Here is a 21,948-nt window from a genome sequence, read left to right as displayed (position 1 = left end):
TTAAATGTAATAGTTATTTATTCTGTGTCTTATAAATTAGGGGTTATTGGTGGGGGAGTGATGGCAGAGGCTATCATCTCCTGCCTTTTAGACCAAAAAATATATCAATCTAATCAAATACAAGTCAGTGAACCTCAAGTCTCTCGCCGAAAATATTGGCAGGATAGCTATGGGGTAGTGACTACCAATAATAACCAAGAACTTTTTGACCATTGCGAGGTTTTATTATTAGCGATCAAACCGCAGATTTTTTCTTTGGTGGCTTCTGAATTGGAGGGGATAAACTCTGCAAATTCTCCTCGTTTGATAATTTCTATTTTGGCTGGTACTTCTTTAGATAAATTGGAGTCAGTTTTTTCTCGCTCTGGAGTTATTCGAGTGATGCCTAATACTCCTGCTTTGGTGGGTAAAGGGATGACTGCGATCGCCCCTAATGGTAAAGTAAGTAAGGAAGATTTAACCGTAGCCCAATCCATTTTTGGTGCCATTGGGGAAGTGATAGAAGTACCAGAATATCAGATGGACGCAGTGACTGGATTATCAGGCTCTGGACCTGCTTTTGTCGCCATGATGGTAGAGGCTCTGAGCGATGGTGGTGTAGCGGTGGGCTTACCCCGTGCCATTGCTTCTCAACTGGCATTACAGACGGTGTTAGGTACCGCAGAATTGATCAAAACTAAACAACTCCATCCTGCTGTGTTGAAAGACCAAGTTACTAGCCCGGGAGGCACTACCATTGCAGGGGTTGCTCAACTGGAAAAAAACGGTTTTCGCCATGCCCTCATAGAAGCTGTCAAGGCGGCTAAGGTGCGCTCGGAGGAGTTGAATGGATGATTAGGCGTTAGGAATTAGGTGTTAGGGAAAAGACTTGTAATTGAAAGATTTAATTCTCAATCTTGTTCATTGCTTTTTGTAACAATCACCACGTTTAATTAAGCCTTATTGTTATGATGGAAATGTAGCTAAATATACAAAAAAATATTTACTATTTTTACACCATCAAATCCAAAAGAGGTGATTATTTATGACTCCTGAATACATGGACACAATTTATATCATGGTAATTATTACCCTTGCCAGTGTGGTTTTATTACCCATTTTTAGTTGGGTAATTTCCCATCGTAGTCATGCCTAAATCAAAGGTTAATTTTTATTTATTTTTCTTGATTTCGTTTTATTTTTTTGATAGGCAAATTGGCCTTTAAGGATGTAGTGCGATCGCTACTTTGAATAGAAAAATCCATCTCTTCAATATCAATATCAAGATAGCGACTAACTACTTCTAAAATTTCCATACGCATTTTATCAATTAGCTCAGGATTAACCCCTGCCCTATCGTTGGCAAGGACTAATTCAAGGCGATTTTTTGCACTTCTACCACTTTTTTCTTTACTACCCCAAGAGGTAATAGAATTAAAAATATCTTTGATCATATCTGCATTATTTTAATAGTTATATAAAAAGAAAACAATTTGCTTTTGTTTAATTCCTTCAAAAAGGATCATAATAAATATTTTAGGCACTAGATAAAAACAAAAGTAGTTAGTTATTCTTTATTAAGATTTACTGTGTGATCGTTTTCAATTGTGCTATTTTGTGGTTTCTCTTGGTTGATATATTTCGCCTTTACCAGAATTTTTAAAAAGTAATTTATAAAAACCATAGTTAAATTAAAATAGTTATTAATCCTTATCAGACATTCCAAAAAAACGCTTGATTTTGGTAAAAAGATTATCTTGAGATGCCATCAAATCCAAATAAGGTATATCGGCGCCCTCGAGTCTTTTCGCAATATTTTTTATGGCAATGCCGGGTAAAGAAGGCTCTTTATTCAAAACCAGAGGTTCCCCACGGTTAGAAGATGTAATAATTCTCTTATCATCGGGAACAATACCAATTAAAGGTACAACCAATAAATCAATAATATCCTCTACACTAATCATTTCATCCATTTTTACCATTTCAGGACGTAAACGATTAATAATTAAACGAATGCTAGACATTCCCTCACTTTCGAGTAAACCGACTACCCTATCAGCATCCCTTACCGCTGCCACTTCAGGAGTGGTGACAATGAGGGCTTCGGTGGCTGCTGCGATCGCATTTCTGAACCCCATTTCAATACCAGCGGGGCAATCCACGAGGATATAATCAAAACTAGGTTTGAGTTGAGCAATTACCTGCTTCATCTCTTCGGGGGTAATGGCATCTTTAGTGCGATTTTGAGCCGCGGGGAGTAAGTGTAAGCCTTGGGTGCGTTTATCTCTAACAATGGCTTTTTCTAGGGTACATTCCCCCGCTAGGGCATCCATAATGGTATATACCACCCGTTGCTCTAATCCTAGCAGTAGATCTAAGTTTCTTAGACCAAAATCTGCATCGATTAAACAGACTTTCTTTCCTAGTTGTGCGATAGCTGTACCTAAGTTTGAGGTAATAGTAGTTTTTCCTACTCCTCCTTTACCCGATGTAATTACAATAACTCTACATTTCATATAAATAAAATTACTAATACTCAGTTATGAATAATAATCAATAGTTTATAGCTATTCTCAGACAATAAACAAATAATTATGAGTCTTAGGGAATTTGGGTTGATTTTTCTATCAGTTTATGACATAATAGTTATTGCTTAAACAAGCAAGGGGCTATAACTCAGTTGGTAGAGTGTCACAATGGCATTGTGAAAGTCAGCGGTTCGAATCCGCTTAGCTCCATATAATAATTAGAGTTGGTAGTTAAAACTTAATCAATGGTTTTAATTGATAATGGATAATTGATAATAATTTTTTGATTGGGCGAAGTTAAATCTTCAACTAACAAGCGTAAAACCTAACCATGCTAACAAATCCCGAACTGAGGTTAATATATTAAGATAACCGATAATTTAAAAAACTAATTATCAACTATCAATTATCAATTCTCCATTGTTATTAAATGACCTTTTCTTCTGTTATAAGGGCGATCGCACATTCCCCCCTCACCAACGAATTAACCAATAAAATTAAGCCCGATAAACCCTTCCATCTCCAAGGGGCATCAAGACTCGTAAAAGGCTTAGTCACCAGCGCCCTTGCCCAAAAACAGAACAAAAATTTATTAATTATCTGTGCCTCCCTCGAAGAATCCGCCCGTTGGATGGCAAATATTGAAGCCATGGGCTGGAAACAAGTTTTTTTCTATCCCACTACCACTGCCAGTCCCTACGAAGCCCTTAACCCCGAATCCGAGATGATTTGGGGACAGATGCAGACCCTCAGCGGTTTAATCAGTAACAACGAACCCATTGCCGTCGTCACCACCGAACAAGCCTTACAACCCCATCTCCCCCCCGCCGATGTTTTCAGTAAATACTGTTTGAGCTTGGTACAAGGAATGACCCTAGATAGTAAACAAATTGACCTCACCTTGGCAAATATGGGTTATGAAAGGGTTAATTTAGTCGAAATCGAAGGACAGTGGGCGAAAAGAGGAGATTTAATTGACATATTCCCCGTATCCGCAGAATTACCCATCCGATTAGAGTTTTTTGGGGATGAAATAGAACAAATCAAAGAATTTGATCCCGTTTCTCAACGTAGCTTAGACAAAATCGAGAGTCTGAATTTAACTCCTAGTTCGTGGGATAGTATTATTTTGCAATACATCCCCACCATAGAGTTAATTAAACCATACTTGACCCCCCTAGAGCAAGATAATTTAGAAAATGATATTTACCCCGAAGGAGTTGCTCGTTTTCTGGGCTTTGCCTTTGACCCTGTGGCAAGTATCCTCGATTACTTTAATGACAATACCATGGTCGCCATGGACGAACCAGCCCAATGTTTTGCCCATAGTCACATTTGGACAGAACAAGCGGAGGAAAAATGGCAGTTAGTAAATGAATCCATCGGGCAAAATAAGGATCTTTTACCACCCCTCCATCGTGCCTTTGAGCAATCCTTAACTCAGATAAAATATCCTCAAATTCATTTAACAGAAATTGCCCAAGAAAACCAAGAAAATAGTCTCAACTTATCATCTCGTCCTCTGCCCATTAGTCCCCATCAATTTGCCAAATTAGGGGAAATAATTAGGGGTAAAAAAGAAGTATATAACACCATCGATTTAAGTAAGTATAATACTTGGTTGATTTCTGCTCAACCCATGCGCTCTGTTGCTCTTTTACAAGACCATGATTGCCCTACTCAATTCATCTCTAATCATCTCGATTTTCCCACCATTGAAAAGTCCCATCGGCAAAATACTGCCGTTGCTCTCAAGTATTCAGGACAAGCAGAATTAGAAGGTTTTATTTTACCTACTTTTCGCATAGCAGTTGTCACCGATAAAGAATTTTTTGGACAACATAATTTAGCTACTCCGAGCTACATCCGAAAAAGGAGAAGAGCCGCTTCCAAACAGGTTGATTTAGACAAGTTAAGACCTAATGATTTTGTGGTTCATAAACATCATGGTATCGGTCAATTTATTGAATTAGAAACTTTAGCTAGTCGTGAATATTTAGTAATAAAATATCTTGATGGTATTTTGAGAGTACCAGCAGAAAATTCGGAGGTATTAAGCCGTTATCGTTCTAGTGATAGTAACCATCCTAAGTTACATAAGTTAGCAGGAAAAGAATGGAATAATCTTAAAAATAAAGCCCGTCGAGCTATTAAAAAATTAGCGGTAGATTTAGTAAAATTATATGCCACCCGTGCTAAATTAACAGGGTTTGTTTATCCCGAAGATTCTCCATGGCAAAGGGAGTTAGAAGACTCTTTTCCCTATGAGCCAACCCCAGATCAATTAAAAGCAACTCAGGATGTAAAAATAGATTTAGAGAGCGATCGCCCCATGGATCGTTTAGTATGTGGAGACGTAGGTTTCGGTAAAACAGAAGTCGCCATTAGAACCATTTTTAAAGTCATTACCGCAGGTAATAAACAAGTTGCCTTTTTAGCTCCTACCACCATTTTATCCCAACAACATTACCATACCTTACTAGAAAGATTCTCCCCTTATCCCATTAATGTGGGCTTATTAAATCGCTTTCGCACCGCCTCCGAAAGAAAAGAAATTATGCAAAAATTAGCCACTGGAGAATTAGATGTGGTGGTAGGTACTCACCAACTTTTAAGCAAGACTATTAAATATAAAGATTTAGGCTTATTAGTAATAGATGAAGAACAAAGATTTGGGGTAAATCAAAAAGAAAAAATCAAAGCCATGAAAACCTCCGTGGATGTTCTTACCCTCAGTGCTACCCCCATCCCCCGTACCCTTTATATGTCCATTTCTGGGGTGCGAGAAATGAGCCTTATTACCACCCCTCCTCCCAGTCGTCGCCCTATCAAAACCCACATCGGAGCCTTTAATGAAGGGATAATCCGCACCGCCATCCGTAATGAGTTGGATAGGGGAGGACAAATATTTTATGTGCTACCCCGCATCGAAGGCATGGATAAGGTAGTGGAAATGTTACAGAAAATGTTCCCTAGTTTGCGTATTGATGTTGCCCATGGACAGATGCCCGAAGGGGAATTAGAATCGGCTATGTTAGGTTTTAATAATGGGGATGCAGACTTGTTGATTTGTACCACCATTATCGAGTCTGGGTTAGATATTCCGAGGGTAAATACCATCATTGTGGAGGATGCCCAAAAGTTTGGTTTGGCTCAACTGTACCAGTTGCGCGGGAGGGTAGGACGTTCTGGAATTCAAGCCCACGCTTGGTTATTATATCCTGACGATATTAACCTCTCAGACAAGGCTAGAAAGCGTTTACGGGCATTGCAGGAGTTTTCCCAATTAGGTTCGGGGTATCATCTGGCTATGCGTGATATGGAGATAAGGGGGGTTGGTAGTCTTTTGGGTGCAGAGCAATCAGGGCAGGTGGAAGCTATTGGGTTTGAGATGTACACGGAGATGTTGAAGGAAGCCATTGACGAAATTCAAGGGCAGGAAATTCCCACGGTGGAGGATACCCAAATAGATTTAAATCTTACTGCTTTTATTCCTAATCGTTATATTACCGATGTGGAGCAAAAAATGGACGCTTATCGGGCAGTGGCGACGGTTACTTGCGATCGAGATATTAAGCAAATTGAGCGGGATTGGTTGGATAGATATGGGGAAATTCCTGAACCTGCCCGACAGTTGTTACAAGTGGCGGATTTGAAACATAAGGCAAAATCTATTGGTTTTTCTCGCATTAAGCCTGAAGGGAAGCAAAATATTATCTTGGAAACTCCTATGTTAGAACCTGGTTGGAATCTATTATTAGAAAAGTTGCCTCCCCATTTACACGGTCGTTTTGTCTATGGTAAGAAGAAGGTGATTGTTAGGGGATTGGGCGCGGTGAAGCCGACTCAGCAGTTGGAGACTTTGATTAATTGGTTTAATTGTCTTTGTGGTTAGGTAAAGGAACGGGGAATGGGCAATGGGGAATATTAACAATACAATAAATATTGAGCATTTATTGTAATTTAATAATATTTCATACCATAATTAAGCAACACCAAATTTAATTATCAATTATCAATTATTCCCCCATGACTAATGCGACAATCCTAGAAAAACCCTATTCTATATTTAAACAAACCCAACGAAAAAGGGTAAGTGATGGCAAGATGGTTTCGGTGTTGTCTGGTTGTGAAAATGTCGGTCGCACTTTAATGATAGTATTACCCCAACTCGGTGATTTTGATACTTTGGAATATGCTTGGTGGTTACAAAGGAAGTGGGATTTTATTGAAAATAATAACATTGCTGTAAGGGCGATCGCCATTGGAAACATAGAATCAGGGAAAAAGTTTTGTCAATATACGGGGTTTCCTGAAGAATATTTATTTATTGATGCTACCGCTGACATTCATCGAGAGTTGGCTTTATATCAGGGTTTAAATTGGGGTTTACCCTTCTTTTCAGACACTCAAAATGCTTGGTTAAATCTTTTGTTAATGTGTGCAGGAATTGGTAGTAAAGGCACTCTGAAAGAGGTTTTTAGGGGTTATAAGGGCGATCGCACCTCACCACCTTTATTTAAAAACGAAGAAGAAATAAAAATAAAACCCCTACCAGCTATCAAAGGAGAATTTTTTAACAAAGCAGGAAAAAATTATCAACGCCCCTTTGAATTAGCCACCCTCAGACTAAAAAACATGGTGGAAGTGTTAAATAATTGGCGAATCTATGTACCAGATGATCGCTATATCACCCAAAGAGGTGCAACATTTTTGTTTGATAATCAAGGTAACTTAATCTATGAACATCGAGATCGAGGAATATTGGGATTTGCCAAAAATATGAGTAATCCTTTAGATTTTCTAACCTAATTATTATTAAGGTGAGCGATACCTACCATTAAGTATTTTTAAAATCTCTTTTTCTCCCCTTGCAAGGGGAGATGCTGAAAGCAGAGGGGTTGAGAAATTTAGCCAGCATAACAAAAGTATTAGACAAATAATCACAAAAAAAAGAGCTGAACAATGTTCAACCCTCAAAATAATTGTCAATTCGACAATCAACCTCCAGCAACCGCAGGTACAATACTTACCTCATCACCATCACTTAAAGCAGTGTCAGTATTATCTAAAAATCTGATGTCCTCACTATTTACATAAAAATTAAGGAAACGACGGGGAATACCCTGCTCATCACAAAGACGGGCTTTGATACCAGGAAAATTAGCCTCTAGGGAATCAATCAAACCTGCTACGCTAGTAGCTTCACATTCAACGGTAGCCTCTTCTTTGGTGAATTTTTGTAAGGGGGTGGGAATTAATACTTTTACTGCCATTGTTCTATGAATATTTTTTAAATAATAATAATTTTGCAAAAAAAAAGACTCTTAAAAAGTCTTTGCAAAACAAGGGGTACATAAACCCCCTGTTCAGAAATCTATCTTACACTAAAACTTGTTGCCATTCTAGGCGACCAAGGGTACGAGAGCGCTCTAAAGCTCTTTCAAAACTGTCTAATTTAGGATCGATTAAAAGAGGTTCACCGATATAACCCTGTACCGCTTCTTGGGTTTTCAAACCATTACCAGTGATGTAAACCACGGTAGTTTCTTCAGGGTCAATTTTTCCTGCTTCTACTAATTTTTTAAGCACGGCGATGGTAGTACCCCCAGCGGTTTCTGTGAAGATACCTTCAGTTTCGGCTAAAAGTTTCATGCCGTCGATGATTTCTGCATCGGTCACCGATTCAATGTTACCGTTAGTTTTACGGGCAATATCAAGGGCATAGACACCGTCAGCAGGATTCCCGATCGCAATGGACTTGGCAATGGTGTTAGGTTTCACAGGGGTTACAAAGTCTCTTCCTTCTTTGAAAGCCTGAGCGATGGGAGAACATCCTTCCGCTTGCGCACCGCTGAAACGAACTTCTTTGTCATCTACTAAACCAACTTTGACAAATTCTTGGAATCCTTTATAAATTTTGGTGAATAAAGAACCAGAAGCCAAAGGTGCAACAATGTGATCAGGTAATTTCCAGCCTAGTTGTTCTGCCACTTCATAACCGAGGGTCTTAGAGCCTTCGGAATAGTAAGGGCGAAGGTTAATGTTCACAAAGCCCCAGCCGTAGGTGTTACCTACTTCGGAACAAAGACGGTTAACTTGATCGTAATTTCCTTTTACCGCCATAACGGTGGGGTTGTAGATTAAAGTACCCAATACTTTACCTGCTTCGAGGTCGGAGGGAATGAATACACAACAGTCCAAACCAGCATGGGCGGCGATCGCAGCGGTGGAGTTAGCTAGGTTTCCTGTACTAGCACAAGACACAGTGGTAAAACCTAATTCTTTGGCACGAGTTAAAGCAACGGAGACTACCCGATCCTTAAAGCTAAGGGTGGGCATATTAACAGCATCATTTTTAATATAGAGATTTTTTAGACCTAAGCGACGAGCCAAACGATTAGACTTCATTAAAGGAGTCATTCCTGTACCGACATCGATGGGGGTATCGGTTTCTACGGGTAAGAAAGGTTTGTAACGCCAAATGGAGTTAGGACCTGCGGCAATACTTTCACGGCTCACCTGACGACGAATTTCGTCGTAATCATAAGCTACTTCGAGGGGAGCGAAGGTTTCCTCACAAATATTTATTGCCTTGAGAGGATATTCTGTTCCCCCTTCTTTAGATACTAATTTGGTGAAAGTGGGTTTTTTCTTGGTGGTGTCCGTTGCGATCGCAGTTGTCATAATGCTTTTTTCTCCGTGTGCTTTAACTACTTACTGGAAATTTCTAATTAATCGATGATTGCTTAGACATAAGCATAACAACTCATCATAAAACTGTCAACTATACCCGACTTTTTTGGTCGGAATTACCTCAGATTGTCATGAGTGATTTTGCCTGATTTTTACATTCTGTATATTCCAGAGCATCATAAAACCACCAACAAAAAAAATAAATGTTAGGCTATCTCTCGGAAAAAAACACACAGCGCAAATATTCTACGATGTTAAAAAATAAAATTATTCTGACCATTTTCATTACCAGTCTGACTGGTATTCTTGGGGCTTGTGCCAGCCCAGAAGAAAACGACCCCCTCGGACTTGGGGGAGTCGATTCTGAAATTGGTATCACGGAAAAATCAATGGATCACAGTATGATGGATCACGGTTCCATGGACCATAGTCAGATGAACCATACCATGGACCTAGGAGAAGCCGACGAAGAGTATAACCTTAGATTTATTGATGCCATGATTCCCCATCATCAAGGAGCTTTGACTATGGCTCAAGAAGCCCTAGAAAAGTCCTCCCGTCCAGAAATCCAAAATCTAGCGACGGAGATAGCACAAGCTCAACAAATTGAAATCTTAGAAATGCAACAATGGCGCTCTGATTGGTATCCTGACGCACCGGAAACACCTACAGCATGGGATCCTCAGACTAATCAAACTATCCCCATGACCCCTGAACAAATGATGGCGGTGACCATGGATATGGATTTAGGGGCAGAAGATGAACAGTTTGACCTCAGATTTATCGATGCTATGATCCCTCATCATGAAGCGGCGGTTATTATGGCTCAAGATGCCCTAGAAAAATCTGATAATCCTGAAATACAAGCCGTAGCTCAAAATATCATCAATAGCCAACAAGCTGAAATAGAGGAATTACAAAAGTGGCGAAGCCAATGGTATTAGTTCTCAACCATGAAGTCTTAGAGCATTAACTGTTCATTAATTATCAATTGTTCAATAACCTTTCTGGACTTATAATTGAGTATAAAATGATCAGTAAAAATTGAGGAAAAGCGGTGCTACTATCAAAAGGTTTTGAGGTTGAAGTCTATACAGGGACACCAGAAGGAAAAGTAGTGGGGCTTTCTAGTCAAATCGTCAGAGACTTGCATGGTTTTGTGAGAGAGCCAGATAGTCGTAATGTAGAATATACCACCGCCCCTCTGTGTAATTACGATCGCCTCCTATGTGCCTTATTACGTCCCCGTAGAGACCTCAGAAACTATTTAAAATCCCTTGGAGACTATACCATCGTACCGGGTAGCACCCTTTCCCTCGGAGACAGTAGCCGTTTTCATCGCTCAGATCCCGATAATCATTATCACGACTACATCGAAAACACTTACCATACCAATATTGTCACCGCTAGTATCCACATCAACATTGGCATAAATGACATTGAAACCCTCATTAGAGCCTATCGTCTCATCAGATTAGAAGCTCCCCTCATCCTCGCGCTTAGCGCCTCTTCCCCCTTCCTCGATAACAAACCCTCTGGGTATCATTCCACCCGTTGGCATTTGTTTCCCCATACCCCCAAAGATGTACCCCTATTCCACAACCACCAACATTTTATTGATTGGACACAAGAACAACTTATCCTCGGGACCATGCAAAATGTAAGACACCTGTGGTGTTCTGTACGTCCTAACGGGGATAATCGCCCCTACAGTCTCAATCGTCTGGAGTTGAGAATATCGGATTTAGTATTAAACCCCATACATTTGCTAGCGATTACCGCCATCATCGAGGCGAGAATTTGGCAGGTTTTAGAAAACGAAGATTTAGATCCCTTAACCCAAAGTACCATTAACCACAGGGATTTAGAAACTGAATTATTAAAGATGGTTAAACATAATGAGCAAGAAGTTAGTAAAAATAGTTTAGATGCTCAACTTTTTCACTGGCAAGATGGACGAAAAATTGTTGCCAGAGAATGGATAGAAGAACTTTTACCCGAATTATTCCCCGTTGCCAAGGCAAAAGGTTTTAGTTGTTTTCTCAGTCCCACCTATAAAATGTTAGAACAGGGCAATCAAGCTCAACAATGGCTTCATCAATATGATCAAGGTATGAGTATTGCCGAAATTATCACCCAAGCCATTAAATCAACTCACCAAGAAGAAATTGAGTTAGAGGACAAACTTTGTGAGCAAGTTTTGGTGGCTTAACACTTTTTCTCACTTCCCGTGCAAGTTAGTTCTTGTTTATATTACTGAAATTCCCATTCAAATCATAATCATAAGTTGACCATATAAATTTCTGATGAGATTTTTCTGTTAATTTCTGCGTTCTTCAGATGTTGGTCACAACAAAATCGTCTCCATGGGAAAATTTCATTCATTACTCATGCAACTTGACAACGATCGCCCCTAGATGATAGCTTGAAAATAACAAACTAAGAATGATTCTTAAAAACTAAAAAAAGTTTGTTAAGATTTATTATAGAAGTAAACTACGGCAATAAAAAATAATATGGCTTACGAATTAGCACCTCTTCCTTACGACTACAGTGCCTTAGAGCCTTGTATCTCTAAAAGCACCCTAGAATTTCACCATGACAAACATCATGCCGCTTATGTAAGTAAGTACAATGATGCAGTCAAAGGTACCGAATTAGAATCTAAATCCATCGAAGAAGTAATCAAAAACATTGCTAATGACGCTAGTAAAGCCGGTGTATTCAACAATGCTGCCCAAGCATGGAATCATAGCTTCTACTGGCAATGTATGAAGCCCAACGGTGGTGGTACTCCCACTGGAGAATTAGCAGCTAAAATTGACGCTGACTTTGGTAGTTTCGACAAATTTGTAGAAGCATTCAAAGCAGCAGGTGCAACCCAATTTGGTAGCGGCTGGGCTTGGTTAGTCCTAGACAACGGTACTTTGAAAGTAACCAAAACTGGAAACGCAGACAACCCTATCACCGCAGGGCAAACTCCCCTCCTTACCATGGACGTATGGGAACACGCTTACTACCTAGATTATCAAAACAAGCGTCCTGCTTATATCGATGATTTCTTAGGTAAATTAGTAAACTGGGATTTTGTTGCTCAAAACTTAGCTGACGCTTAAGATTAGATTTTAAGAACATTTTTACTAATTATTTAGCATATTAGCGAAAATTAAAAGAAAATAAATAATAAGATAGAGGGAAAATCACACCGAAACTATTATATTAGTGGTGTTTGGTTTCCCTTTTTCTTTAATCAAAATCTTCCTATGAATAGTAGTATTCTCTTAACCAGTAAACTAATCACCATCGATCACGGTCAGTATATAGTAAAAGTAAAAGCACAACAAGAAAACAAAACCATTAGTAGCGCCCTAGCCTCTGCCTACAGTGTCGAAGAAGCCGAGGATAAAGCTCGTCAAAGAGTTTTAAAATTTATAAATCAGACAACTATTTCCCCACCGCCGACACAATCCCCCACCAAAGCATCTCCAAAAGTTAATGGGAGTCCTTCCAAACCTAAAACACCGAGTAATCCTCCCATTTCTGATAAAGAAATACTAACCCCTCCCCCAGCGGTGACACCAGAAAAACAAGAAAGAATTAGTCCTCCCCCACAAGCTGAATTAAATGCCATCTCAGTTTCAGAAAATACCACTCCCATCACGGAAAATATAGCGTCTGATAATCAAATAATAGAGCCTGAAGAAACTTTACCGGATACCATCGAACTACCTTTATCCTATCAAGAAGAAGAAAAGCCAGAAGAAGTCATTTTACCCCCAAATAATAAATTTGACTTAACTGATGCCGTTGATTTTAGTCAAGTAATAGACCAAACTACCATAGAATTAAAAAGATTGGGTTGGACTCAAGAAGAAGGTAAAAAATATTTACTCGAAACCTATGGTAAAAAATCCCGTCATCTATTATCAGACGAAGAATTGATTGAATTTTTAACCTATTTACAAACCCAATAGGATTAATGGAAAATCATCAAAGTTTTTTGGTAAATTCTCATTAATTTTTATCCTTTGAATTTGATAATTTGGTAAAGTAATATTAAGTTTTTTAGTCATTATTTTCATTTTTTTTCATGAATAGTCGTTTTTCCCGTCGCAGTTTATTAAAATTTTTTGCTTTCAGTAGTATTCTCGGACTTGTGGGGTATTCTAGGGTGGCAAAACCAAAACCAACGATACACAAAGGAGATACCCTCGATTTACCCCGTTATCTAACCAAGAAAAAGAAAGTGGTTGTCATTGGTGGAGGTTTGGCTGGGTTGGCTTCTGCCTATGAATTAAGCCAAAGGGGTTTTATCGTTACTTTATTAGAAAAGTCGCCCCAATTGGGGGGGAAAATTGCCAGTTGGGATATTCAGGTAGGAGATGAAAAGTTTAGGATGGAACATGGTTTCCATGGATTTTTCCCCCAATACTACAATCTTAAAAGCATTGTTAGTGAAATTAATATTACTGACAATTTTAAATCCCTTGATTTTTATTCCGTTGTGTTTAAAGATGCTCAATACAAACCTGAGAATTTTCGCCCTAGTCATTCGGCTTTTCCATGGAATATTGTGGATTTGGCTATTTCGAGTGATAATGCCCTTCATTGGGGTATTAATTTGGCAAATCCTGAACATTGGCGGGTTTTTAGAACTATTGCAGGGTTTAAAATTCCTAATACTTACCATGAGTTAGATAATATTTCCGTCAAAGATTGGGCTGCGAAAGGCATTCCCCAAGGGTTATTTGATTTATATTTTTTACCTTTTGCGAAGTCTTCTCTCAATGCGCCTGATATGCTTAGTACAGGGGAGTTAATGCAGTTTTTCCATTTTTACTTTTTTGGTAATCCTGAAGGGTTGGCTTTTAATGGTACGGTGGATGATATGGGTAGAAGTTTAGTTAATCCCATTGCTGATACCATCGTAAATAATGGTGGTAGGGTTGTGACTGAGGCGAATATCAGTAAAATAAAATGTGATGGTGACAAAATCACTTCCCTAGAATATTATCAAGGTCAGGGGGAGAGTAGTGTTCCTTTTTGGGTTAGTGCCAATCCTCTATTGGAAGATGAGCAATATAATTATTATGGTGCGGGCGATCGCCTCTTTGCCGTTACCAAAGATACTAAACAAGCAATTTCCCTCAGTTGTACCCACCAAGGATGTATCGTTAACAAACAAGAAGATGGTAAATTTTTATGCCCCTGTCATTCCGCCCTCTACGAAAATGATGGAACTTTATTACAAGGGCCTGCGAAACGTAGTTTAAACACCTATACTGTTATAGGACAAAAAGATGACCAAATTCAACTCATCGCCAATAATCCTGACGACAACGTTAAACCAGAGGTACTAGAAGCCGATTATTTCGTTATCTCAACGGATGTGCCAGGGGTAAAACACCTATTCAACCTCATGGAAGTAGATGGGGAAACTTGCAGCACTACCCAAGCCCAAGTTGAACAACTAGCATTAGCTGATCCCTTTGCGGTGGCTAGGTTTTGGCTAGATAAAGACTTTGAATGGGAACATAGTAATTTTGCCTCCTTGTCGGGATATTCCCTCACCGATAGCATTTGTTTATATCATCGCATCCAAAATGAATACATCGCTTGGGCGCAGAAAACGGGAGGTAGTGTGGTGGAATTGCATTCTTATTGTTACAAAGAAAAAGAATTTCCTACCCAAGAGCTAATTTTAGAAACCTTTGAGAGAGAATTATCAGAAATTGTCCCTGCTTTAAAAGACGCTAAAATACTCCATAAACAATTAGTAAACCAGAAAAACTTCTCAGGGTATCCCCCCAATAGTTTTGAGCAACGCCCCGTCACCGAAACGCAACTTAAAAATCTCATGTTTGCTGGGGATTGGGTAAAAATGCCTTTCCCTTGCGGTTTGATGGAAAGGGCTATTAGTAGCGGTTTGTTATCGGCTAATGGTATTCTCCATCAGGAGGGCTTGAAGCGTAGAGATTTATTATCAGTTAATCCTTCTGGTTTATTGACTATTTAGGGTTGAGAAAAGGTACAAGGTTTGCGTTATAAGGCAAGGGGTTGGGGTACAAGGCAAGGGGTTTAAACCCCTTGTTAAAAACTAAGTCTAGTTATAAAAAAATATGGAATTACTATAAGTGATGTTGAGTAACAATAATTTTGGATATGAAAAAAAAGAACTTTTAAACATTTTAAAAAACTATCAAAATATTAACCTTGATAATTTACAAAAAGAAGCGGATTATTTAAGAAAAAAACAAGTCGGAGATAAAGTTATGTATGTGGTGAATCGTAATATTAATTTTACGAATATTTGTGAGCAACATTGTAGTTTTTGTGCCTTTAGAAGAGATGAAAATGAGAATGGATCTTTTTGGTTAGATATTGAGACTATTTTAAGTAAATGTCAACAAGCTATTGATTTAGATGCCACAGAGATATGTATGCAGGGAGGGTTAAATCCTCAAGCTCAAATTCAAGGAAGTAGTTTAAAGTATTATTTACAGCTAATTGAAAATATTAAAAATAATTTTCCTCAATTACATTTACACGGATTTTCCCCCCAAGAAATAGAGTTTATTGCCCGTCAAGATAATCTTACTTTTAGGGATGTAATTATCGCTTTTAGAGATCATGGTTTAGGTTCAATGCCAGGCACTGCGGCGGAAATTTTAGATGATAAAGTAAGAAAAATAATCTGTCCTGAAAAAATTAATACTTCCGTATGGATGAAAATTATTTCGACAGCCCATAGTCTCGGAGTGCCAACCACAAGCACCATGTTGTGCGGACATATCGAAACCCCAGAGCAACAACTAGAGCATTTATTTAAAGTGCGATCGCTCCAAGAAACTGCTATAGTTAATGATTATCCAGCCAAAATAACCGAATTTATTTTACTTCCTTTCGTGGGAGAAGAAGCCCCCAAACCTTTACGAAATAGAGTAGGGCGGAATCAACCCGATTTATTAGCCACCCTTGTTTTAACTGCCGTTTCCCGTATAGTCTTGGGGGATGTCATTGTCAACCATCAACCCAGCTGGGTTAAATTAGGATTAGAAGGGGCATTACAGGCATTGCAGTGGGGTTGTAACGACATCGGCGGTACACTTATGGAAGAACATATTACCACCATGGCAGGAGCAAAAGGAGGCACCTGTTTAGACGTAGCAACTATTCAAAAAGCTATTACCTCCATTAATCGCCCTTATGGTCAAAGAAATACTCTTTATGAAAACTAACCACTTCATTTACCAGAAAAAATCTTTATTTTCTTAATAGTTACAAAAGAACAAAAATAATTACCCACAAATTAATTCTTCCAATAAAAAAATATATTACCTTACAAAGAATATTTTTCTAATTTGTTTTTTATCACAAAGGTATTTATCACCTCAGAAAACAAAAACATTAATACTTAATAAATGGTTATGGTTGTTACGGTGGGGCATTAATAGCTGAAATTAATTTACAAAACTTTACGGAGTAGTCAAAAATATTGTAAACTACCACAAGGAAATAAATTAATAAAGGAAGGAGAAAACATCAGCAATGCAGTCGTCCGCATCTGTATTGAAAACAACAATACCAAAAGAATTTCTAAAAGCACCCGATGGCTTTAACCCTAACGTCATAATGTTTATAAGTGCAATTTTACTAATTACCATATCAACTTGTGGTTATTTTTTGTGGGGATGGGCTAGTTGGATTTGTTTTTGTTCTAATGTCTTAGCCCTACATCTTTCAGGCACTGTGATTCATGACGCCTCCCACAATAGTGGACACCGCAATCGTATTATAAATGCCATTTTAGGTCATGGTAGTGCTTTAATGTTGGGTTTTGCGTTCCCTGTGTTTACAAGGGTACATTTACAACATCATGCCCATGTTAACGATCCTGAGAATGATCCTGATCATTTTGTTTCGACGGGAGGGCCTTTGTGGATGATTGCCGCTAGGTTTTTCTACCATGAGATATTTTTCTTTAAGCGCAAATTGTGGCGTAAATATGAGCTTTTGGAATGGTTTTTAAGCCGTTTATTTCTATTTACTATTGTATTTTTGGCAATTCATTATGGTTTTATTGGCTATGTGATGAATTTTTGGTTTGTACCAGCTTTGGTGGTAGGCATCGCATTAGGACTATTTTTTGATTATTTACCCCATCGTCCTTTTAAAGAAACGAACAGATGGAAAAATGCAAGGGTGTATCCAGGGAAAGTTTTAAATGTTCTAATTTTAGGACAGAATTATCATTTAATTCATCATCTTTGGCCTTCTATTCCTTGGTATAAGTATCAATCTGCTTACTATGCGGCCAAACCTATCTTAGACGCTAAAGGTTGTGATCAATCTTTGGACTTAATGAATGGTAGAAATTTTGGCAGTTTTCTTTATGATTTTTTCCTTGGTATTCGTTTTCACGGAAAACACTGAATAATTGATAATTAACAATGGGCAATTAAGCTGATTATTAATTGATATTGTTGATGTTGAATTGTTTGTAGAAATAAATGATTTTTCATAAAAAAGTTAGTTGGGTGGCAAGGGGTTTAAACCCCTTGTTGTTAAAGAAAAATTTGCACTTCTATTTTTTTACAGTTTCGTTTTACGGAGTCTGAGGGCGTTTGTTACCACGGAAACGGAACTAAATGCCATGGCAGCCCCTGCAATAATGGGGTTTAACAACAGCCCAAAGAAGGGATAAAACACCCCAGCCGCCACAGGAATCCCAATTACATTGTAAATATAGGCGAAAAAGAGATTTTGTTTGATGTTTGCCATAGTTGCTTTGCTCAGTTTAATGGCACTTACAATGGTTTTTAAATCCCCGGAGATTAAAGTGATGTCGCTAGATGCGATCGCAACGTCTGTCCCTGTACCAATGGCAAAACCCACATCTGCCTGAGCTAGGGCAGGGGCATCATTAATACCATCCCCCACCATCGCCACTAGATTGCCTGTTTGTTGCTGTATTTCCCGAATTTTGTCGGTTTTATCCTCGGGGCGTACATGGGCAAAGAAACGACGAATACCTACCTCTGAGGCAATTTTTTCGGCGGTGCGTTGATTATCTCCCGTTAACATGATCACTTCTAAGCCTTGTTTTTGCAGTTGCTGCACCGCTTCTTTAGAAGTTTCCTTAAGGGCATCAGAGAGTGCCATTAAGCCCTCAATTTCTTGATCAATGGCTATCCATGCGTTAGTCTTCGTAAATACCTCCTCTGGGGCAATATTTTCTAACTTCACGGTATCAATACCCAACTCCTCAAACCATTTTTGAGTACCCACTTGGATAAAATGATCATCGATAAACCCCTGTACTCCGCACCCTGAGATGGCTTCAAAGTTTTTCACCTTCCCATCAAGGGAAATTTCTTGTTTTTGAGCATAAGTCACAATAGCTTCTGCTAAAGGATGCTCAGAATTTTTTTCGAGGATTGCTACTTGTTTTAAAATACTTTGTTCAAAGGCACTACCCTTGAGGGTGATAAAATTGGTAACGACAGGTTTTCCTTGGGTTAAAGTACCTGTTTTGTCGAGGACGATGGTTTTGATGCGGTGGGCTAACTCTAAACTCCCTGCATCTTTGATTAAAATGCCATGTTTTGCCCCTAATCCCGTGCCTACCATGATGGATGTGGGGGTGGCTAAACCGAGGGCGCAAGGACAAGCGATAATTAATACGGTAACGGAAGCAATGAGGGCAAAGGTGAAGTTACCGCCCATTAACCACCAAGCAAGGAAGGTAATTATGGCAATTATAATCACTACAGGGACAAACCATGAGGTAATTTGATCGGCTAATTTTTGGATGGGGGCTTTACTGCCTTGGGCTTGTTTCACCAGTTCGACAATTTGAGCTAAAACGGTGTCTTTGCCTACCCTTGTGGCTTTGAATTGAAAACTACCTGTTTTGTTGATGGTGGCACCGATTACTTCTTCCCCTTCCCCACGGCGCACGGCTTCGGATTCCCCTGTCACCATGCTTTCATCGATGGATGATTCTCCTTGGGTGATGATGCCATCTACGGGAATTTTTTCCCCGGGGCGCACTAAGATAATGTCATCTAGTTGTACTGTTTCGATGGGAATATCTTGCTCTTTTCCGTCTTTGATTACCCGAGCGGTTTTTGCCCCTAGTTGCAAGAGTTGGGTAATGGCTTCGGAGGTTTGTCTTTTGGCTCGATGTTCGAGTAATTTTCCGAGGAGGAGGAGGGTGATAATGACGGCGGCGGTTTCGTAATATACCATGGCATGGATGCCTTCTCTTTCGATGACTTCGGGGAAGAAGGTGACGAATAGGGAATAGAAGTAAGCTGCCCCTGTGCCGAGGGATACAAGGGTGTCCATGGTGGCGCTACCGTGGCGGATAGATGCGATCGCACCTTGCCAAAAGGATTGTCCGCACAGGAATAAAACGGGGGTGGCTAAAACTAGCTGTAATAAAGGGCTTTGAAACCACATGGGAATAAAAGGTATGTCTAGCCCTGTCATCATCGGTAATGATGAGATCATCAAAATAATACTGATAACTGTACCGATAATTAATCTATTTAATAATATCTTTTCATGGCGCTTATGGGCGATCGCCTCTTGTTCGGGATTTATGCCATCAGGGGGCAATGGAAAAGCCTGATAACCAGCATTTTGTACCGCTTTGATAATACTATCAAGGTTGGTTTTTTCGTGGTCATATTTTACCGTCGCTTCCGCAATAGCAAAATTAACCATACATTCCTCTACCCCTAAAACCTTATTGATAGAACTTTCAATTTTTCCCGCACAGGCTGCACAGCCCATGCCCTCTAGTTTAAGGGTTTCCTTTTCCTGTACATTCCTAACCATTACTTACTTACTCTTGTTTTGCTCACTCATTTCAGCGTAAACTCTCTAGTGGACTGCATGGTTTAGTTTTTTTTACAAAACTTAATTTTTGTAAGGGTAGGGAATAGGCAATGGGCAATAGGGAATGGTGAGAAGAATTTATTTTTTGAGGTTAAATCATACATCGCTGATTAGAAAAAGTAACTCAGCCTTAATTATCAATCGTTCTCCCTTTTGTTTTTGTTGCTAAGATCAGAGGGACAAACCCGAAATATATACTCACATAAATTTACGAGTAGCAATATTTGGTCAAAAAAACCCCATAGGAGGAAAAAATGACTAATTTATTAGAACAATTACGCCAATATACCATCGTAGTAGCCGATACAGGAGATATAGGGGCGATCGAAAAATTTACCCCCAGAGATACCACCACCAACCCATCTCTGATTACCACTGCTGCCCAGATGGCAGAATACCAAAGTATTGTCGATGATACCCTAGTAAAAGCCAGAGAAGAATTAGGGGAAAAAGCCCCCGTCGAAAAAGTAATTAAACTCGCCATTGACTGGTTAGCCGTATCCTTTGGTACCAAAATTTTAGAAATTGTACCGGGTAGAGTTTCCACCGAAGTTGATGCTCGTCTATCCTACGACACAGAGGGTACCATTGCCAAAGCTCGTTATCTTATTTCCCTTTATGAAAAAGCAGGCATTGATAAAGAGCGAGTGTTAATTAAAATTGCGTCCACTTGGGAAGGTATTAAAGCCGCAGAAATCCTCGAAAAAGAAGGAATTCACTGTAATTTAACTCTCTTATTCGGTTTCCATCAAGCGGTAGCCTGTGCGGAGGCAGGAGTAACCCTCATTTCTCCTTTTGTGGGTAGGATTCTTGATTGGTACAAAAAAAATACCGGGAAAGAATATACAGGAGCAGATGATCCGGGGGTACAATCAGTTACAGAAATATATAACTACTATAAAAAATTTGGTTATAAAACCGAGGTGATGGGTGCTAGTTTCCGTAACATTGGCGAAATTACCGAATTAGCAGGATGTGACTTGCTGACTATCTCTCCTCAACTATTACAAAATCTCAAAAATACTGAGGGAGAATTACCCCGTAAACTATGCCCAGAGGTTGCTTCTTCCCTTGAAATAGAAAAAATTACCGTTGATAAAGCCACTTTCGATGAAATGCACGATAAGGACATCATGGCAAATGATAAGTTAGATGAAGGTATTAAAGGATTTACCAAAGCCCTCGAAACCCTTGAAAGTTTACTCACTGCCCGTTTAGCGAGAATTGAGGGTAATGATACATTAAACCATGCCATCGAAGATATATTTCATGTCTATGATTTAGATGGAGATGGCTTTATCAGTAGAGAAGAATGGGCAGGGGCAGATGCCGTCTTTGATGCGATGGACATTAACCATGATGGTAAAATCTCCCCAGATGAAATGGCTTCTAGCCTTGGGGCAGTCGTTTATCTCGCCAAAGCTAGTTAACCATAGTAGGGTGGGCAATGCCCACCGAAACCATAACTTTCAATTGTCAAGGGTTTATGATGCCAAAGCAACTTCAATCATTTGTTGCAATTCACCACTTTGATAGAGTTCAATTAAAATATCGCTTCCCCCTACCAGTTCACCATTAACATATACTTGGGGAATAGTGGGCCAGTTAGAATATTCTTTAATTCCTTGACGAATATCATAGTCAGCCAAAACATCAAAAGTTTCAAAAGGTACACCTAAAGTATTTAAAATTTGTACCACATTGTTAGAAAAACCACATTGGGGCATTAATTTATTACCCTTCATAAAAACCACAATGGGGGAACTTTGGATAATTTCGTCAATACGTTGTTTTAGTTCAGGTGTCATAGTTATGTTATTAAATAATTGGTCGAAGTAAT

17 protein-coding genes and 1 tRNA gene are annotated in these 21,948 nt (G+C 39.1%); 12 read left to right on the top strand and 6 right to left on the bottom strand.

Annotated elements, in window-relative coordinates:
• The first annotated feature begins 24 nt into the window (after positions 1-24).
• Positions 25-834 carry a pyrroline-5-carboxylate reductase gene (proC, locus tag AA637_RS02300; protein ID WP_446683721.1) on the top strand — a complete coding sequence of 270 codons (810 nt, stop codon included), beginning with the start codon at positions 25-27 and terminating at the stop codon, positions 832-834.
• 320 nt (positions 835-1,154) lie between these two features.
• Here proC and minE read toward each other — a convergent pair whose 3' ends face one another.
• Both minE and minD read right to left on the bottom strand, forming a co-directional pair.
• Positions 1,155-1,433: a cell division topological specificity factor MinE gene (minE, locus tag AA637_RS02295; RefSeq protein ID WP_446683720.1), complete on the bottom strand. Its 279-nt coding sequence runs from the start codon at positions 1,431-1,433 to the stop codon at positions 1,155-1,157.
• A 249-nt stretch (positions 1,434-1,682) separates the two neighbouring features.
• Positions 1,683-2,495 (bottom strand): septum site-determining protein MinD, encoded by an 813-nt coding sequence (gene minD / locus AA637_RS02290; RefSeq protein ID WP_446683719.1) that lies wholly within the window; start codon positions 2,493-2,495, stop codon positions 1,683-1,685.
• Between the two features lie 149 nt (positions 2,496-2,644).
• On the opposite strand from minD, the gene AA637_RS02285 reads away from it, so the two are divergent.
• The 3 genes from AA637_RS02285 (at position 2,645) to AA637_RS02275 (ending at position 7,319) form a co-directional block, all read left to right on the top strand.
• A tRNA-Ala gene (locus AA637_RS02285) sits at positions 2,645-2,717 on the top strand.
• A 220-nt stretch (positions 2,718-2,937) separates the two neighbouring features.
• Complete coding sequence (gene mfd / locus AA637_RS02280; RefSeq protein ID WP_446683718.1) at positions 2,938-6,402, top strand: transcription-repair coupling factor; 3,465 nt, start codon at positions 2,938-2,940, stop codon at positions 6,400-6,402.
• Between the two features lie 134 nt (positions 6,403-6,536).
• On the top strand, positions 6,537-7,319 hold the full coding sequence (locus tag AA637_RS02275; RefSeq protein ID WP_446683717.1) for a peroxiredoxin-like family protein: 783 nt from the start codon (positions 6,537-6,539) through the stop codon (positions 7,317-7,319).
• Positions 7,320-7,507: 188 nt separating this feature from the next.
• Here AA637_RS02275 and AA637_RS02270 read toward each other — a convergent pair whose 3' ends face one another.
• Positions 7,508-7,783, bottom strand: a complete 276-nt coding sequence (locus tag AA637_RS02270) for a MoaD/ThiS family protein (RefSeq protein ID WP_069791936.1) — start codon at positions 7,781-7,783, stop codon at positions 7,508-7,510.
• A gap of 106 nt (positions 7,784-7,889) precedes the next feature.
• On the bottom strand, positions 7,890-9,194 hold the full coding sequence (gene thrC, locus AA637_RS02265) for a threonine synthase (protein WP_446683716.1): 1,305 nt from the start codon (positions 9,192-9,194) through the stop codon (positions 7,890-7,892).
• Between the two features lie 212 nt (positions 9,195-9,406).
• On the opposite strand from thrC, the gene AA637_RS02260 reads away from it, so the two are divergent.
• The 7 genes from AA637_RS02260 to crtR all read left to right on the top strand — a co-directional run bounded on the left by AA637_RS02260 (position 9,407) and on the right by crtR (position 17,636).
• Positions 9,407-10,147, top strand: a complete 741-nt coding sequence (locus tag AA637_RS02260; protein ID WP_446683715.1) for a DUF305 domain-containing protein — start codon at positions 9,407-9,409, stop codon at positions 10,145-10,147.
• Between the two features lie 113 nt (positions 10,148-10,260).
• Complete coding sequence (gene gshA, locus AA637_RS02255; protein WP_446683714.1) at positions 10,261-11,415, top strand: glutamate--cysteine ligase; 1,155 nt, start codon at positions 10,261-10,263, stop codon at positions 11,413-11,415.
• 304 nt (positions 11,416-11,719) lie between these two features.
• Complete coding sequence (locus AA637_RS02250) at positions 11,720-12,319, top strand: superoxide dismutase (protein WP_446683713.1); 600 nt, start codon at positions 11,720-11,722, stop codon at positions 12,317-12,319.
• Positions 12,320-12,466: 147 nt separating this feature from the next.
• Positions 12,467-13,177 carry a hypothetical protein gene (locus AA637_RS02245; RefSeq protein WP_446683712.1) on the top strand — a complete coding sequence of 237 codons (711 nt, stop codon included), beginning with the start codon at positions 12,467-12,469 and terminating at the stop codon, positions 13,175-13,177.
• Between the two features lie 116 nt (positions 13,178-13,293).
• A complete protein-coding gene (locus AA637_RS02240; RefSeq protein WP_446683711.1) occupies positions 13,294-15,219 on the top strand; it encodes an FAD-dependent oxidoreductase in 1,926 nt (641 codons plus the stop codon).
• A gap of 121 nt (positions 15,220-15,340) precedes the next feature.
• The gene (cofH, locus tag AA637_RS02235; protein WP_446683710.1) at positions 15,341-16,441 is read left to right on the top strand and encodes a 7,8-didemethyl-8-hydroxy-5-deazariboflavin synthase subunit CofH; all 1,101 of its coding nucleotides are present in this window, start codon (positions 15,341-15,343) and stop codon (positions 16,439-16,441) included.
• A gap of 310 nt (positions 16,442-16,751) precedes the next feature.
• Entirely contained in the window at positions 16,752-17,636 is an 885-nt protein-coding gene (gene crtR, locus AA637_RS02230; protein WP_069791943.1) for a beta-carotene hydroxylase, read from the top strand.
• A 159-nt stretch (positions 17,637-17,795) separates the two neighbouring features.
• Here crtR and AA637_RS02225 read toward each other — a convergent pair whose 3' ends face one another.
• Positions 17,796-20,048, bottom strand: a complete 2,253-nt coding sequence (locus AA637_RS02225) for a heavy metal translocating P-type ATPase (RefSeq protein ID WP_446683709.1) — start codon at positions 20,046-20,048, stop codon at positions 17,796-17,798.
• Positions 20,049-20,362: 314 nt separating this feature from the next.
• Between AA637_RS02225 and AA637_RS02220 the strand changes: the two genes are divergently transcribed.
• Positions 20,363-21,538: a transaldolase gene (locus AA637_RS02220; RefSeq protein ID WP_446683708.1), complete on the top strand. Its 1,176-nt coding sequence runs from the start codon at positions 20,363-20,365 to the stop codon at positions 21,536-21,538.
• A gap of 54 nt (positions 21,539-21,592) precedes the next feature.
• On the opposite strand, the gene grxD is transcribed toward AA637_RS02220, so the two are convergent.
• Positions 21,593-21,916 (bottom strand): Grx4 family monothiol glutaredoxin, encoded by a 324-nt coding sequence (gene grxD, locus AA637_RS02215; RefSeq protein WP_446683707.1) that lies wholly within the window; start codon positions 21,914-21,916, stop codon positions 21,593-21,595.
• Between the last annotated feature and the right edge of the window lie 32 nt (positions 21,917-21,948).

It is taken from the genome of Cyanobacterium sp. HL-69 (assembly GCA_002813895.1).
In the GTDB taxonomy this organism is placed as follows: domain Bacteria; phylum Cyanobacteriota; class Cyanobacteriia; order Cyanobacteriales; family Cyanobacteriaceae; genus Cyanobacterium.
This window is presented reverse-complemented; position numbering and strand designations above follow the sequence as displayed.